General features: G+C 49.6%; 15 protein-coding genes. 4 read left to right on the forward strand and 11 right to left on the reverse strand.

What is annotated here, in order from left to right; all coding sequences use genetic code 11:
- Window positions 1–189 precede the first annotated feature (189 nt).
- The gene (gene waaA / locus ACXAGR_RS04045) at window positions 190–1,497 is read right to left on the reverse strand and encodes a lipid IV(A) 3-deoxy-D-manno-octulosonic acid transferase (protein ID WP_474848276.1); all 1,308 of its coding nucleotides are present in this window, start codon (window positions 1,495–1,497) and stop codon (window positions 190–192) included.
- A gap of 81 nt (window positions 1,498–1,578) precedes the next feature.
- On the opposite strand from waaA, the gene ACXAGR_RS04050 reads away from it, so the two are divergent.
- The 3 genes from ACXAGR_RS04050 to ACXAGR_RS04060 all read left to right on the forward strand — a co-directional run bounded on the left by ACXAGR_RS04050 (window position 1,579) and on the right by ACXAGR_RS04060 (window position 4,724).
- Window positions 1,579–2,613, forward strand: coding sequence for a glycosyltransferase family 9 protein (locus ACXAGR_RS04050; protein ID WP_474848278.1), 1,035 nt, complete (start codon window positions 1,579–1,581; stop codon window positions 2,611–2,613).
- Window positions 2,610–3,686: a glycosyltransferase family 4 protein gene (locus ACXAGR_RS04055; RefSeq protein WP_474848280.1), complete on the forward strand. Its 1,077-nt coding sequence runs from the start codon at window positions 2,610–2,612 to the stop codon at window positions 3,684–3,686. The genes ACXAGR_RS04050 and ACXAGR_RS04055 overlap by 4 nt, the downstream gene beginning before the upstream one ends.
- 96 nt (window positions 3,687–3,782) lie before the next feature.
- Complete coding sequence (locus ACXAGR_RS04060) at window positions 3,783–4,724, forward strand: bifunctional helix-turn-helix transcriptional regulator/GNAT family N-acetyltransferase (RefSeq protein WP_474848282.1); 942 nt, start codon at window positions 3,783–3,785, stop codon at window positions 4,722–4,724.
- 82 nt (window positions 4,725–4,806) lie between these two features.
- Here ACXAGR_RS04060 and rplI read toward each other — a convergent pair whose 3' ends face one another.
- From rplI to ACXAGR_RS04110, 10 genes are all read right to left on the reverse strand, one after another.
- Window positions 4,807–5,259 (reverse strand): 50S ribosomal protein L9, encoded by a 453-nt coding sequence (gene rplI, locus ACXAGR_RS04065; RefSeq protein WP_119502813.1) that lies wholly within the window; start codon window positions 5,257–5,259, stop codon window positions 4,807–4,809.
- A gap of 20 nt (window positions 5,260–5,279) precedes the next feature.
- On the reverse strand, window positions 5,280–5,510 hold the full coding sequence (gene rpsR, locus ACXAGR_RS04070) for a 30S ribosomal protein S18 (RefSeq protein ID WP_070126454.1): 231 nt from the start codon (window positions 5,508–5,510) through the stop codon (window positions 5,280–5,282).
- Window positions 5,511–5,521: 11 nt separating this feature from the next.
- A complete protein-coding gene (gene rpsF, locus ACXAGR_RS04075; RefSeq protein WP_119502814.1) occupies window positions 5,522–5,920 on the reverse strand; it encodes a 30S ribosomal protein S6 in 399 nt (132 codons plus the stop codon).
- 169 nt (window positions 5,921–6,089) lie between these two features.
- Entirely contained in the window at window positions 6,090–6,860 is a 771-nt protein-coding gene (locus ACXAGR_RS04080; protein ID WP_119503512.1) for a 3-keto-disaccharide hydrolase, read from the reverse strand.
- Window positions 6,861–6,915: 55 nt separating this feature from the next.
- Window positions 6,916–7,533: a gluconate 2-dehydrogenase subunit 3 family protein gene (locus ACXAGR_RS04085; protein WP_119502816.1), complete on the reverse strand. Its 618-nt coding sequence runs from the start codon at window positions 7,531–7,533 to the stop codon at window positions 6,916–6,918.
- Between the two features lie 2 nt (window positions 7,534–7,535).
- Window positions 7,536–9,218, reverse strand: a complete 1,683-nt coding sequence (locus tag ACXAGR_RS04090; RefSeq protein WP_119502817.1) for a GMC oxidoreductase — start codon at window positions 9,216–9,218, stop codon at window positions 7,536–7,538.
- 43 nt (window positions 9,219–9,261) lie between these two features.
- Window positions 9,262–10,149 carry a hydroxypyruvate isomerase family protein gene (locus ACXAGR_RS04095; protein WP_119502818.1) on the reverse strand — a complete coding sequence of 296 codons (888 nt, stop codon included), beginning with the start codon at window positions 10,147–10,149 and terminating at the stop codon, window positions 9,262–9,264.
- On the reverse strand, window positions 10,142–11,359 hold the full coding sequence (locus ACXAGR_RS04100) for a nucleoside permease (protein ID WP_474841589.1): 1,218 nt from the start codon (window positions 11,357–11,359) through the stop codon (window positions 10,142–10,144). The genes ACXAGR_RS04095 and ACXAGR_RS04100 overlap by 8 nt, the downstream gene beginning before the upstream one ends.
- 49 nt (window positions 11,360–11,408) lie before the next feature.
- Window positions 11,409–12,464, reverse strand: a complete 1,056-nt coding sequence (locus ACXAGR_RS04105; RefSeq protein WP_119502820.1) for a sugar phosphate isomerase/epimerase family protein — start codon at window positions 12,462–12,464, stop codon at window positions 11,409–11,411.
- Window positions 12,465–12,495: 31 nt separating this feature from the next.
- Entirely contained in the window at window positions 12,496–13,653 is a 1,158-nt protein-coding gene (locus ACXAGR_RS04110; RefSeq protein WP_474848285.1) for a Gfo/Idh/MocA family protein, read from the reverse strand.
- Between the two features lie 295 nt (window positions 13,654–13,948).
- Here ACXAGR_RS04110 and ACXAGR_RS04115 point away from each other — a divergent pair, with 295 nt between their 5' ends.
- On the forward strand, window positions 13,949–14,953 hold the full coding sequence (locus ACXAGR_RS04115) for a LacI family DNA-binding transcriptional regulator (RefSeq protein WP_474848287.1): 1,005 nt from the start codon (window positions 13,949–13,951) through the stop codon (window positions 14,951–14,953).
- Window positions 14,954–15,015: the final 62 nt, after the last annotated feature.

Consider the following 15,015-nt stretch of genomic DNA (forward strand, 5'->3'; position numbering starts at 1 on the left):
TTGGATGCGTTGTTGTTTATTTTTTACTTGAGCTACACCGTCGGCGCTTATGAAAGCAATAGACAGACCAACTTTTGAAATAACATAGTTATCAGTACTTTATGCTTTTTACAGGGCATTTACCAACCATTGCCCACTGTTGACGCACCAACAGCACGCACCATCTCAACTCACATGCACCAAAAAGGCTCAAAGGGATGAACGGATGACTTCCAGTGTCTTCCCGGTCGCGCCGCGGTTTGCACTGATCACAGCGAATCCGGCCTCGCCCGCCACACGGGCAGCTTCGGGAGAATCAAGCAACGTTTTACAACTGGCGGTGAGTTGCGTTGCATCTTCTACAATGCTGAGCGCACCACATTCTTGCAGGTACTGGCAAATAAGCGGATTGTTATAAACGTTGGGGCCCATGATTACCGGTAATTTTTGTGCAGCCGGCTCCAGGGCGTTGTGACCACCTTTATCCGCAAGACTGCCACCGACAAACGCAATGGTGCCGAATGTGTAAACCGTATTGAGCTTGCCCATTTCATCTACCAGCATGACATCAGTCTCACTGCTCACCTGTGCGCCCGGTGAAGCTGTGCGCAGGTAGTGTAACCCTGTTTGTTCCAGCAGATCCGCTACACGGGCAAACCGCTCTGGATGCCTGGGTACAAGAATGAGCAATAAATCCGGAAATCCGGGCTTCAGGCTCTGATAAGCATCAAGTAAGGCACTTTCCTCACCTTCATGAGTACTTCCACCAATCAGTGCCCTGCGGACATTTTTCTCAAGACCGTAAAATGAATCACCGGCATCCGGTGCAGACATTGCCTGATCAAACTTTATGTTGTTAGTAAGTGTTAACTTCTCTTTTTCGATACCGAGAAACTGATAATTTTTAAAGTCTCTCATGCCCTGGGCACATACATGGGAAAGCTTGTGGAGCATGGGCTCAAACAGTATTTTCAATTTCTTATATCGTCTGGCGGAGCGATCTGTCATACGCGCATTAATCACTACAACCGGAATGTCCCGACGCCAGCAACTATGGATCAGATTAGGCCACAGCTCCACCTCAGTGATCAGCACCATTTTGGGCTTCACCCGCCGCAGCATACCCGCCATAGCCATGTGTAAATCGTATGGTAAATAGAAGTGGTGAACAGTATCTTTGAATATAGATCTGACCCGCGCCGAACCGGTGGGCGTGGTGGTGGTTATCGTCACCGGTGTTTCCGGTTCTTCTTTCATTAACTGCTTAATCAGCACAGACGCCGCAACCACCTCGCCTACCGACACACAGTGAAAAAGGTATCCTCCCGGTGCGGCCGGCTGACGTACAAAACCAAACCGCTCAAACCGGCGATGGTTATATTCTTTATTTCTTCTCTGCCCGCGAATGATGAGATTCAGAAAAGCGAACGGAACGATCAGCGCCAGCACTAGTGAATAAAACCAGCGAAACAACGTCTCACTGAGGCCGGGCCGGTATTGGTTTTTGCTGGCAGTCATACGTACTCTGCGTCCTTTCGTCATTAAACTGTCGTGAAGCTTTGTTTAACTAAAAATCAGTTTTCAATTATTGTGTTTGTTATGCCGGACAAGAGTCACAAGCCTGCTGTACTTCTGGTTAAACTAAGCGCCATCGGTGACATTGTAATGGCCTCGGGTTTGCCATCCAACATAAAATCCTCACTAAATGCTTCACGTCTTGTATGGCTTACCGAAGCGCCCTATGCCAGTTTCATTGCTGCTCATCCTGATGTTGACCAGGTTATTCCCTGGCCGAAGAAAGAATGGTCAGCACTGGCAAAAAAAAAGCGCTGGCTGAGCCTCTGTCGCGCTGTAATAGCATTTAAGGCTGAGCTGTCATCACATCACTTCGATATCGCTATAGATGCACAGGGACTGCTTAAAAGCGCCTTTTTTTGCTGGTTGTCCGGCGCAGGCCGTCGCATAGGGTTTAAAAGCAAAGAGCACAGTCACTGGCTACTGACAGAATCACTGAATAAACCGGACTCTGATGACATCAGCTCGGAGTACAAAGCACTGGGGCGCTATCTTGGTGCACATGAATTCACCATGACACTCCCTGCCTCCCCGTCAGCTGTTCGCCAGGCGAAGGATGCCCTTGCTGCCAGCGGTATCAATCACGACTATATCGTTCTGTGTCCCTTTACCACCCGTCCTCAGAAACACTGGCCAGTGCAACACTGGAAAGATGTCATAGCGTGGTTAAACAATCATGACAGTCTTCCGGTGATTATTGCCGGAGGGCCTTACGATGCGGATACAGCATCAGAACTGGCATCAGGCAAAGAACACATATTCTCTTTCACAGGAAAACTGTCTCTTGCTGCCAGCGGGGCATTACTGGCAAATGCACGTGTTGTGGTTGGTGTGGATACCGGTTTGACTCACCTGGCGATTTGTCATCAGCGACCTGTTCTAGCCCTGTTCGGTTCCACCTGTCCGTATACGAAAACAGATAATCCGGATGCGACAGTATTGTACGAAAACTTACCTTGCGCCCCCTGTAAGCGTAAGCCGGTTTGCAACGGAGCCTATGACTGCATGCGGGCTATCACGCCACAAAAAGTCACCGCATGGCTGGAGAAGTGGCTATGACGATAATGGTGATGCATGTGGAACTTGGCAGACAGTTGTATGGCGGTGCCAAACAGGTTGAATATCTTATCAATGCGTTGCCAGAAGACACCATTACCAGCCACCTGGTGTGCGCATCAGACAGCGCGATTTCTGACATCCCGGCGCCCGGCTGTATCAAGCATCCGGTCCCTTACTCCGGCGATACGGATCTCAGGTTTCCTTTCCGCCTTTACCGGCTTATAAAAAGGTCTAAACCGGATATTCTGCACATTCACAGCCGCCGGGGTGCTGATGTGTGGGGCGGCCTGGTGAGTGCACTGTTCGGTATTCCGGCTGTATGTACCCGCAGAGTAGATAATAAAGAGTCTGCACTGGCTGCATTGAAGTACCGGCACTACAAAGCTGTCGTCAGTATCTCGCAAGGTGTACATGATGTGGTGTCACGGCATTGCAAACAGATCCTGCAGCCTGTGATCCACTCGGCAGTCGATCTGAATGACTTCCGCTACAGCAGGGACGCTGAGTGGTTTCGGGAAAAGTATGACATCCCTGCAAACCATAAGGTCATCGCAAACTTTGCCCAGCTTATCCCGAGGAAAGGTCAGAAAGATCTCATCATGGCCATGCAAGCTGTAATTGCCCGCAGACAGGATGTGACCTGCTTACTGTTCGGTAAAGGTAAACAACAGGCTGCGTATCAGCAACTGGCAGATGACTCCGGAGCCGGTAAAAATATCAGGCTGTGCGGGTTCACATCAGATGTTCCGCGTATTTTGCCAAATATTGATGTGATGGTTCACCCTGCTTATGCAGAAGGCCTTGGCATAATCCTTCTTCAAGCCGGGGCCTGTAAAGTCCCCATGATAAGCTGCCCTGTTGGCGGCATTCCGGAAATTATTCACAACGAAAAAACCGGCTTACTGGTTGAGCCGGGAGACCCGGCCGCACTGGCGCGGGAAATTCTTCGTCTGCTGGATAACCCGGCAGAAGCCCGGGCTCTGGGTGAAAACGCGTTTCATCATGTGCAGCAGCATTTCAGTATCGCCGCCATGGCGGATGCTTACACGGACCTTTATAAAAGTCTCGTCTAGAGGATTCTCTTGCCGGCTATATCATTTCCCCTTGTCACATTACCCGTTGAGATCTAATATGCGTAACTAGTTACGTATATTATGGGGTTTAGGGAAATGGCTGATGTTTTACAACTGGCAGGTGCAGCTGCACTGGGCAGCCGGTTCAGAAGATTGTCTGAAAAGCTGGTTGCGCAGGCCAGTGAAGTCTATAGAGCGTATAACGTTTCCATGGAACCAAGCTGGTTCCCTGTCATGTATAGTCTGATGCAGGAATCGCCGTTAAGTGTAAGTACCATTGCAGAAATTACCGGCCAGTCTCACCCGTTTGTCAGTAAAACCACCGCTCAGATGAAAAGCGCAGGATTACTTGTCACCCGTCCTTCTGAGCAGGATAAGCGGGTGCAATTGCTTTCATTGTCAGATAAAGCTCTGACGATGCTACCGGTGCTTGAAAAGCAGATAGCCGACATCGGCAATGCCCTTAATTCAGCACTGAACGACGTGGCGCCGGACTTCCTTGAACAGCTGGGTGCCGTAGAAACCCTGCTATCACAAACGACTTTGCTGGGCCTGATAAAACAAAAGGCAACACGGGGATTCCGCGTAATTGACTATTCCCCTGAGCATCGTGATGCGTTTTACCAGCTCAATAAGCACTGGATAGAACGCTATTTCACCATGGAAAGCTCTGATCATGCCTCGCTGGGGGACCCCGAAAATTATATTCTGAAAAAAGGGGGCCATGTTTTGCTGGTGCAAAATCCTGCCGGTGATATTTGCGGAACGGTAGCACTGATAGCCATGGATGATGACTGCTATGAACTGGCTAAAATGGCTGTGGCAGACAGCGAACAGGGCAAAGGTTTGGGAGCACTCCTTGGGGAAGCTGCCATACAAAAGGCCCGGGATGCCGGAGCGAAGAAGCTTTACCTGGAAAGTAACAGGAAACTGGCACCGGCCATCAGCCTTTACCGCAAACTGGGGTTCAAAGAAGTGGATAAACCCACACCTTCACCCTACGCGCGGTGCGATATACAAATGCAGCTAATGCTGTAAGTTGATACGGGAAACATTTTAACGGGCATAAAAAAACCGCTGCAAGTGCAGCGGTTTTCAGTATTACTTAATCAACTGGCAATTAAGCTTCTGCAACAATAACAACCTTAACAGATGTCATTACTTCAGAGTGTAACTGCAGGTCGATGTCGTATTCGCCAGTTTCACGCAGTGTACCGGTAGGCAGTTTAACTTCTGCTTTAGATACTTCAACGCCGGCAGCAGTGATTGCTTCAGCGATGTCACGTGTACCGATTGAACCGAACAGTTTGCCTTCGTCACCAGCAGGAGCAGCGATAGTCACTTCACCCAGTTCAGCAACTTTAGCAGCACGAGCTTCAGCAGCAGACAACTGGTCAGCGATTTTCGCTTCCAGCTCTGCGCGGCGAGCTTCAAACTTTTCAACGTTAGCTTTAGTTGCAGGAACTGCTTTACCCTGTGGGAACAGGAAGTTACGCGCAAAACCAGCTTTAACGTTAACTGTATCGCCCAGACCACCAAGGTTAGCGATTTTGTCTAATAAGATGATTTCCATCTAAGTTACTCCTTCGCCAATTACTTGTTGTGTGAATCTGTGTACGGCAGCAGTGCTAAGAAACGCGCACGTTTAATAGCAGTAGACAGCTGACGCTGATACTTTGCACTGGTACCAGTGATACGGCTAGGAACGATTTTACCGCTCTCAGTGATGTAGTTTTTCAGTGTAGCAATATCTTTATAATCGATTTGCTCAACACCTTCTGCAGAAAAACGGCAGAACTTACGACGTCTGAAAAAACGAGCCATGATAGATCTCCTTACGCGTTGTCTTCAGTGGTTTCAGTTTTCTTTTCCGCGCGCTCACCGCGTGGAGCAGAATCGTCACGACGCTCACGACGTTCTTCCTTCATCATTGGAGAAGGTTCAGTCACAGCGTTCTTCGTGCGCATAACCAGGTTACGCAGGATCACATCGTTAAAGCGGAAAGCATTTTCCAGCTCGTCAACAGCTTCTGCAGTTGCTTCAGCGTTGATCAAAACGTAGTGTGCTTTGTGAAGCTTTTCGATTGGGTAAGCCAGTTGACGACGGCCCCAGTCTTCCAGACGATGGATTTGACCACCTTCTTGCTTCAGGATAGTGGTATAACGCTCGATCATACCAGGTACTTGTTCACTCTGATCAGGGTGAACCATAAATACGATTTCGTAATGACGCATTACACGCTCCTTACGGTTGTAGCCTCGACAGTACAGCCAAACTGTATAGAGACAAGGAACTAGATAGGTTTGATGGCTGTAAGGGCGCGCATTATATAGATCAATTGTTCACCAGACAAGCAAAAAAGCCGCGATAATTCGCGGCTTTGAAGGTTTATCACTGTAAAACTTAACGGAAGTCCGTCAGAGTATTCTGGCCGATTTCACGTACCCAGATATTACGGAAGCTCACAGGGTTACTGTGGTCCTGTAACTGGATAGGTGCACAACCATGCGCTTCATAAGAAGGTCCGCCAATCCATTCGGTCTTACCTAAGATTTCAGTGTGGTTTTGTACCAGCACACCGTTAATTAAAACGGTCAGGTAACCCGGTTTCACCAGTTCATCACCATCAAACTCAGGTGCATTAAAAATGATGTCGTAACTCTGCCACTCACCCGGCGGATTCACCGGGTTAACCAACGGGATAGCCTGCTTGTAGATACTGCCTGCCTGACCGTTGGGGTAAGTTTTATTGTTATAAGAGTCCAGAACCTGAACTTCATAACGCTGCTGCAGGAAAATACCTGAGTTGTTTCGCTGCTGGCTCTCCAGCCCCTCAACATCCTCAGGTGTTTTCCACTCGGCATGCAGTTGCACGCTGCAGAAAGACTGCTTGCTGACAATGTCACCGGTTCCCGGTTTTACAGTTAGCGTGCCGTCTTCTACCGTCCACTTCGCTTCACCACCTTTCAGTGATTCAAAAGCGGATAAGTCAGTACCGTCGAACAGTACCACCGCATCAGAAGGTGCTTTGCCCGGCGCAGTTTCAACCATAGCAGGAACAGGTTCCCACACTTCAGATTTAGCAGCTTGCTCTTCCGGACTCAGTTCCTTCGCCATTGACGCTGTTGACGCCAGTGACAGTGCTAAGCCGGATAGCAATGTTGTTTTTGTCATCTTTTTCATTATGTGCCCTTAATATTGAAATGATGGTGTTGGTGAAAAGGCTACCTCAGGTAGCCCAGGCTCTGTCACCTTTCTTATAAGGGATATCTTCGTATTTAGTCGGAATGGCAACGTAACGCAGTACTTTCGTCGAGCCAACTTCTGACGTGAAGAACGAGAACAGTACCAGTTGCTTGATCAACGAGAAGTAATGAGGAGCAACCAGCTCTTCATCCCATGGCGCTCCCGCATTAGGATTGCTCATGGCTACATCACCCCAAATGCCTTTCTTAGCATTATAGGCTTTAGCTTCTTCGTCGAGCGCAGACAATAGTTCCATCTTCTGCTCAGCAGAAAGCAACAGGAAGTCTTTGCCATACTCTTTTTCAGCACGCTTCTTCAGGGTTACCAGGCCTTCTTTGAAGGTTTTCTGCATAGTCGGGTGATAGCAGTCTGCTACCAGTACGGCCATACAGCTACCTACGTCGGCATCTTTTGCTCCCGGTGTGTCGGTACGGGGAAGGATAACTTCGCCCAGTTCGTTGAAGAAGGCTACGTCTTCCTTGCTGAAACCGGTGTCGGACAGCGGCACCACTGGCAGATTTTCGTAAGCCAGCGCTTTGCCACCGACAAATGCAACACCTGTGGCAGCAGTGATGAATTTAAGTAAGTCACGACGGTTCATGGCTACAGGTTTCCTTTTTTCAGTTCGTCTACTGCAAAGTCTGCTGCACGGGCAGTCATTGCCATGTAGGTCAGAGACGGGTTAACACACGATGCTGAAGTCATTGCCGCACCATCGGTCACGAACACGTTTGGTGCATCCCAAACCTGATTGTGCTTGTTAAGTACTGAACTCTTCGGATCGCGGCCCATACGCGCCGTACCCATTTCGTGAATACCCATACCCGGTGCGTAATCAGCATCATAACCCTGAACATTCTTAAGGCCAGCAGCCTCAAACATGTCAATGGCGTCCTGCTTCATATCTTTACGCATTTTGTATTCGTTTTCACGGATCTTAACGTCCATGGCAAGTACCGGCAGACCCCATTTATCTTTCTTCTTGCTATCAAGATAGATACGGTTGTCATGATGCGGCAGCATTTCACCGAACGCTGTCATACCAATAGTCCAGTCACCCGGCTCAGACATCGCATCTTTCAGGTTAGACCCCAGACCAAGTTCGGCGATGTCTTTACGCCAGCCACCACGGCTTGCAGAACCCTGATAACCGAAGCCACGTACGTAATCACGCTTGTCGCCATCCCAGTTACGGAAACGGGGCACATAGAAGCCAGCCGGACGACGGCCGAAGTAATAGCTGTCTTCGTACCCTTCAACACTGGCGCTTGCGCCAACGCGGAAGTGGTGGTCCATGACGTTGTGACCCAGTTCGCCGGAGCTGCTGCCCAGACCGCCTTCCCACACATCCGTTGCTGAGTTCATCAGCAGCCATGCAGAGTTAAAGGCAGAGGCGTTTACGAATACAATTTTACTGTTGAACTCGTAAGTCTCGTTAGTTTCAGCATCAATGATTTCAACACCGGTTGCACGCTTCTTATCTTTGTCGTATTTGATTTCTTTTACGATGGAGAAAGGACGCACTGTCAGGTTACCGGTTGCCATTGCTGCCGGCAGCGTAGAAGACTGCGTTGAGAAATAGCCGCCAAACGGACAGCCTAACCAGCACTTGTTACGGAACTGACAACCCACACGGATATCATTAATCCCCTGGGTAATGTTTGCAGAACGTGAGTGGATGAAATGACGTGAACCACCAAACGCTTTCTTAACGCGGGCAGCAACGTCTTTCTCAACCGCATTCAGCGGAATAGGAGGCATAAAGTGACCGTCAGGCAGAACGCTCAAGCCTTCACGGGTACCACTGATACCCGCATATTTTTCAACGTAGTCATACCATGGCGACAGGTCTTCATAACGAATTGGCCAGTCAACGGCGATACCTTCTTTGCCGTTAGCCATGAAATCTTCCGGATTCAGACGGTAGCTCTGACGTCCCCATAACAGTGAACGTCCGCCCATTTGGTAGGCGCGGTACCAGTCAAAGCGTTCTTTTTCAATGTATGGCGCTTCCTGCTCATTAGCCCACATGCCAAGCGTCATTTCATTCAGCGGGTAATCGCGGGAAAGTGCAGGATAAACTTCTTTCATGTCCTGCGTAGCCAGGCCCCGGTGAGGATAGTCCCAGCTTTCTTTGTGCGCATTAATATAATCTTTAACGTGCTCAATATTTCGGCCACGTTCCAGCATGAGTACTTTAAGGCCTTTCTCGGTCAGTTCTTTGGCAGCCCAGCCGCCACTGATCCCCGATCCGACAACGATCGCATCATAGTTATTACTTGCCATGTTTTGTCCCCTTAAACACGTCCGGCAAAAGCGTTTCTACTGATCAGACATCACAAATGCGGATCGCCTGGTTAAGCGACTTCAGTTTGCCTGCCTTACTGTCTGGAGTTGGAATAAATTCCTGGGCCAGATACCCGTCAAACGGTAAATCCTTAATCGCTTTCGCAATGGCCGGATAATACAGTTCCTGAGAGTCATCAATCTCGTGACGCCCCGGCACACCCGCTGTGTGGTAATGCCCGAAATACTGATGGTTGTCACGTATGGTGCGAATGATGTCACCCTCGCTTATCTGCATATGGTAGATGTCGTACAGCAATTTAAAATGCGCTGATCCCAGCCGGCGACACAGCTCGATACCCCAGGCTGAATTGTCGGCCATGTAATCAGGATGATTGACCTTGCTGTTAAACAGTTCCATTTGCAGCACTACCCCGTGCTTTTCAGCATGAGGCAGAATTTGTGATAGCCCTTTAACGGCATTTTTCAGTCCGGTTTCGTTGTCCATACCCCGTTTGTTACCACTAAAACAAATGAGGTTGGTGTAACCGGCTGCCGCCACTTTCTCTATATGCGGAATGTAACGTTCGATGAGCGCTTCATGAAAACGGTCGTCACACCAACCGTCTTCAAGGTTCAGTTCAGCACCATTACACATAGAGCAATGCACGCCATGTTTCTTAAGGATATGCCACTCATCAGGACCCACTAAGTCGATCGCTGAAAAGCCCATATCTTTAATGGCAAGGCAAAGCTCCTCTAAAGAAAGATCCGGAAATGTCCAACGCGCCACTGCGTGTTTGATATTTCCTTTGAGGGCGGCATGCTGGCTTGTGCCAGCATGCGCATGAAGAGATAAAGCACTGGTCGCTGTCAGCCCAACCCCTGACAGCGCCAGCCCTTTAAGCACCGCTCTACGCGAATTACGCATCGGTGGAAACCTTCTCGTCTTTGAACAGGATGAAGAAAAGTACCAGTACGACAGCCGCGAACCCTGCAGGGAACAACCAGATGCTGCTCCAGTCCGCTCCGGCTTCTGATGTGTAGGTGTCGGTGATCTTACCTGCAACCCAGAAACCAATCAGCATACCCACACCATAGGTGGCTAATGTGATAAGGCCCTGCGCCGCACTTTTGATTTTTTCACCGGCTTTAGCATCGGTATAAATCTGTCCGGATACGAAGAAGAAATCGTAACAAATACCGTGCAGTGCAATACCGATTAATAATAAGAACATACCGCCGTCAGCATCACCGTAAGCGAACATCACATAACGCAGTACCCACGCCAGCATACCCAGCAATAACGTTGCCTTGATGCCGAAACGGTTCAGGAATACCGGCAGTGCCAGAATGAACAATGCTTCTGAAACCTGACCCAGCGCCATTTTACCCGTCGGATTTTCCACGCCGATGCCGGCCAGGAACGGGTTCGCATTCTGATAGTAGAACGCCAGCGGAATACAAATCAGTACCGAAGACAGGAAGAACACCAGGAAGCTGCGGCTTTTAAGCAGTGTCAGTGCATCCAGACCCAGCATTTCACCCAGACTTGCCGAAGCTGTACCTTTCGCTTTAGGTGGTGTTGCAGGTAACGTGAAGCTGAAGATACCCAGAATTAATGAGCCAATGGCAGAAAGCGCAAAGGTGTTACGCAGTGCGCCTTCAGAAATGCCGCTGGCAGAATCCCATGAGAACACATAGCTGATCACCAGACCGGCTAAAATCCAACCTATGGTTCCCCAAACACGTACTTTACCGAATTGTTTTGACGGGTCAGTCATCTGGCCGAATGATACCGAGTTAACCAGCGCCAGCGTCGGCATATAAGCAATCATGTAGCCCAGTACATAAGGGTAGAATGAAGCAAAATCTGTGGAGGTGTACATCATGTACATCAGCGCTGCGCCAATCAGGTGAAGCACACCCAGAATACGTTCTGCATTGAAGAAACGGTCAGCGATTAAGCCAACGATGAAAGGCGCAATAATCGCACCCCAGGACTGGGTAGAAAACGCCATACCGATTTCACTACCGGAAGCGCCCAGTGTTTGCCCCATGAAGGTACCTAAGGTCACAAACCAGCCACCCCAGATAAAAAACTGGAGAAACATCATAATGCTCAGGCGGGTCATTATCATTGTTATATCCTCTTACTACTTCGGGGCCTTTTGGCCCCGGGCATTATTATTATTTGTCCAGACCCAGGATCCGGCGGTTTCTTTCTGTGCTGCTGCCAGCACCGGCAAAGTCATCGAACGCAACTTTAGTTGGCTCAATAATGTGAGATGCGATAAATGGTGCCCCTTCAGCTGCACCCTGCGCAGAATCTTTCAGACAGCATTCCCACTCAAGCACTGCCCAGCCTTCAAAACCGTACTGGGTAAGCTTAGTAAAGATGCTCTTGAAATCTACCTGGCCGTCGCCCAGTGAACGGAAGCGTCCCGGACGGTCTACCCAACCCTGGTAACCACCGTATACGCCGCTTCTGCCATTTGGCAAAAACTCAGCATCTTTTACATGGAACATTTTGATGCGGTCGTGGTAACGGTCGATAAAGTCCAGGTAATCCAGTTGTTGCAGCACGAAGTGACTGGGATCGAACAGAATGTTTGCGCGGGGGTGATCGTCAACTTCCTGCAGGAAACGCTCAAATGTTGCACCGTCGTGTAAGTCTTCACCCGGGTGGATTTCGTAGCACAAATCAACACCAGCTTCTTCGAATGCATCCAGAATAGGTCTCCAGCGGTTACCCAGTTCTTTGAAGCCTTCGTCAACAAGACCGGCAGGACGTTGCGGCCACGGGTAGACCAGATGCCACATCAGTGCACCGGAGAAAGTCACGTGTGCTTTCAGGCCAAGACGTTTACTGGCTTTTGCTGCCAGCATCAGCTGATTGATTGCCCATTCAGTACGCTCTTTCGGCTTACCGTGTAAATGCTCAGGCGCGAAGTTATCGAATAACTCATCGTAAGCAGGGTGAACAGCCACCAGCTGTCCCTGCAAATGTGTAGACAGCTCGGTAATTTCAACACCGGCTTCAGCACACATAGCTTTTACTTTGTCGCAGTATTCCTGACTTTCTGCGGCAATTTCTAAATCAAATAATTTGGGGTCAGTTGGCACCTGAATGCCCTTATAGCCCAGTGAAGCGGCCCACTTTGCCATCCCTTCCAGGGTATCGAACGGCGCTTTGTCACCTGCAAATTGCGCTAAAAAAATCGCAGGGCCTTTAATTGCTGCCATGGTAATCTCCTAAATTCTGTAAACGGGTCTGTTACTCGGTATCCGGGATCGGATGCCACTTCACGTCGCTGGCGCCGGAGGCAACCATTGCTTCAATAAATGCCATTCCGCGTAAACCGGACTTCAGACCGGGCACGCCTTCAGCTTTACCTGTCTGACCTTCGCGTACAGCGATGGCAAAGTAACGGTAGAGGTTAGCAAAAGCTTCGAGATAGCCTTCAGGATGACCTGACGGAGTACGGCAGCGATCGGACGCTTCAGGATACAAACCCGGCTGGCCGGAACCGGCACGGTATACACAGTACGGTGCATCCAGTGTGCGGAAAATAACGGAGTTAGGCTCCATCTGATGCCATTCCAGTCCACCTTTATCACCGTACACTTTGATTTTCAGCGCGTTTTCTTCACCGGCACACACCTGGCTGGCGATGAGCACGCCCTTAGCGCCTTCAGCAGTGCGGAAGAATGCTGCACCGTCATCGTCTAAACGGCGGTTCGGCACAATAATGTTCATGTCTGCACACAGTTCAGTTACCGTGTGGCCGCTGATAAATTCGGCCAGACCAAAGGCATGGGTACCGATATCGCCCATACATCCTGCACCGCCGGACAATGCCGGATCTGTACGCCATGCAGCCTGTTTGTTATCAGGATCGTCTTCGCCGCTTAACCAGCCCTGCGGGTACTCAACGAGAATTTTACGGATGTTGCCCAGTTTGCCATCTTCAACCATGGCTTTAGCCTGCCACACCATGGGATACCCCAGGTAGGTGTGTGCCAGTCCATACAGACGGTCAGAACTGTTAACGACTTTCGCCAGCTCTTTGGTTTCTGCCAGATTCAGACCGGCAGGCTTTTCGCAGAATACATGATAGCCAGCTTCGAGCGCGGCTATGGTGACCGGCACGTGAAGATGGTTCGGCGTGACAACCACAACCACTTCCATACGCTCGTCAGCAGGTAATTTATTTTCTGCTTCCAGCATTTCCTGCCACGACGCATAAACGCGGTCGCTGCTTAAACCCAAACTGTCACCGGTACGCTGATTATTCCCAGTATCGCGGCTGAATGCCCCGCAAACTAAATCGTACTGACCGTCCAGGCCTGCTGCGTGACGATGTACGGCGCCGATAAAAGCACCTTCACCACCACCGACCATACCCATGCGAACCCGCTGCAACTTCGCCATGTATTCCCCCAATTGTGCACATCGTTGTTACAAATATGTAATTACTGTAAAAATGTAACGGATTACATAAATTGATGTCAACGAATTTTCTACCATCGTCGTAGTCCGGACGACCAAATGTAATCAACACACGGTAATTTTGTATATTTTTTGTTTATATTTCACATTTAAAACTGGATTTATGCTTACATTTGGGTAATCCTGTCGCGACAAAATGTAATCCGTTACATATGCACAGAAGTGAATACCTCACTTCGCACTGCAAAGAATAAAAAAGTGGTTTGAGAAAAAGGTAATGCCAAATATCCGAGATGTCGCTGATTTAGCCGGAGTTTCCGTGGCAACTGTGTCGCGTGCTTTGCAACAGCCTGAACGTGTTTCTCCGAAAACACGGGCTAAGGTCATGTCAGCAGTGAGTGAAGTAGGATATAAGCCTAATCTGATGGCGGTAAAATTCCGCTCCGGTAAAACGCACAGTCTGGTAGTACTGGTTCCGACGGTGGCAAACGTATTTTTTGCCAGGGTGATCAGTGGCATGCAGGAAGCTGCAGCCGAATCCGGCTATTCACTGTTACTGGGCAACACGCTTGGTAATGCAGACATCGAGGCAAATTACGCCAAAATGGTACAAACATCACAAGCTGACGGGCTTATTCAGCTTCGCGCACACAACCCGTTTTCTGAAGATACCGGCAAGAACGACAGCATGCTGCCCATGGTGAATGCCTGTGAGGTGCTCAGTTCGAATATTTGCCCGACCGTGACACTGGATAACCGCGCCGCAGCCAGAGCCATGACGGAGCATCTGCTCTCTCTCGGTCACAAAAGTATTGCGCTTTTTAAGGGGCCTGCAGACAGTCCCCTCACACAGGAGCGGCTTGCCGGTTACCGTGACGCGTTACAGGCCGCCGATATTCCTTACGATCAATCTTTGCTTTTCGCCGGCGATTTTACGTTGCAGGCTGGATATGAAGCTGCCGGCCGGATGCTGGCACTGGATAACCGCCCTACTGCGGTATTTTGTGAGAACGATGAAACCGCTCTGGGTGCACTTCAGGGCTTTAAAAACGCAGGTTTGCGGGTACCTCAGGATATCTCGGTTGCCGGCTTTGATAATATCGACTTTGCCGCCTATTGCGATCCCCCTCTGACCACCATTGCACAGCCGGCAGAAGCCTTCGGCCGCACTGCTGTAAACTTGTTAGTGGACGTACTGGAAGGCAAACTGACAACGGCACCTAAAGTAATTATGCCGTTCGAACTCATCTTACGGGGCAGCACCGGAAAGGCTCCGGATTAAACAGAACGATGACTTTTACTTGCTGCGTACGCTGTAACTTCGTGAGCAAGTGCAAATGACGA

The organism is Alteromonas sp. ABH4_457, from assembly GCF_056160625.1.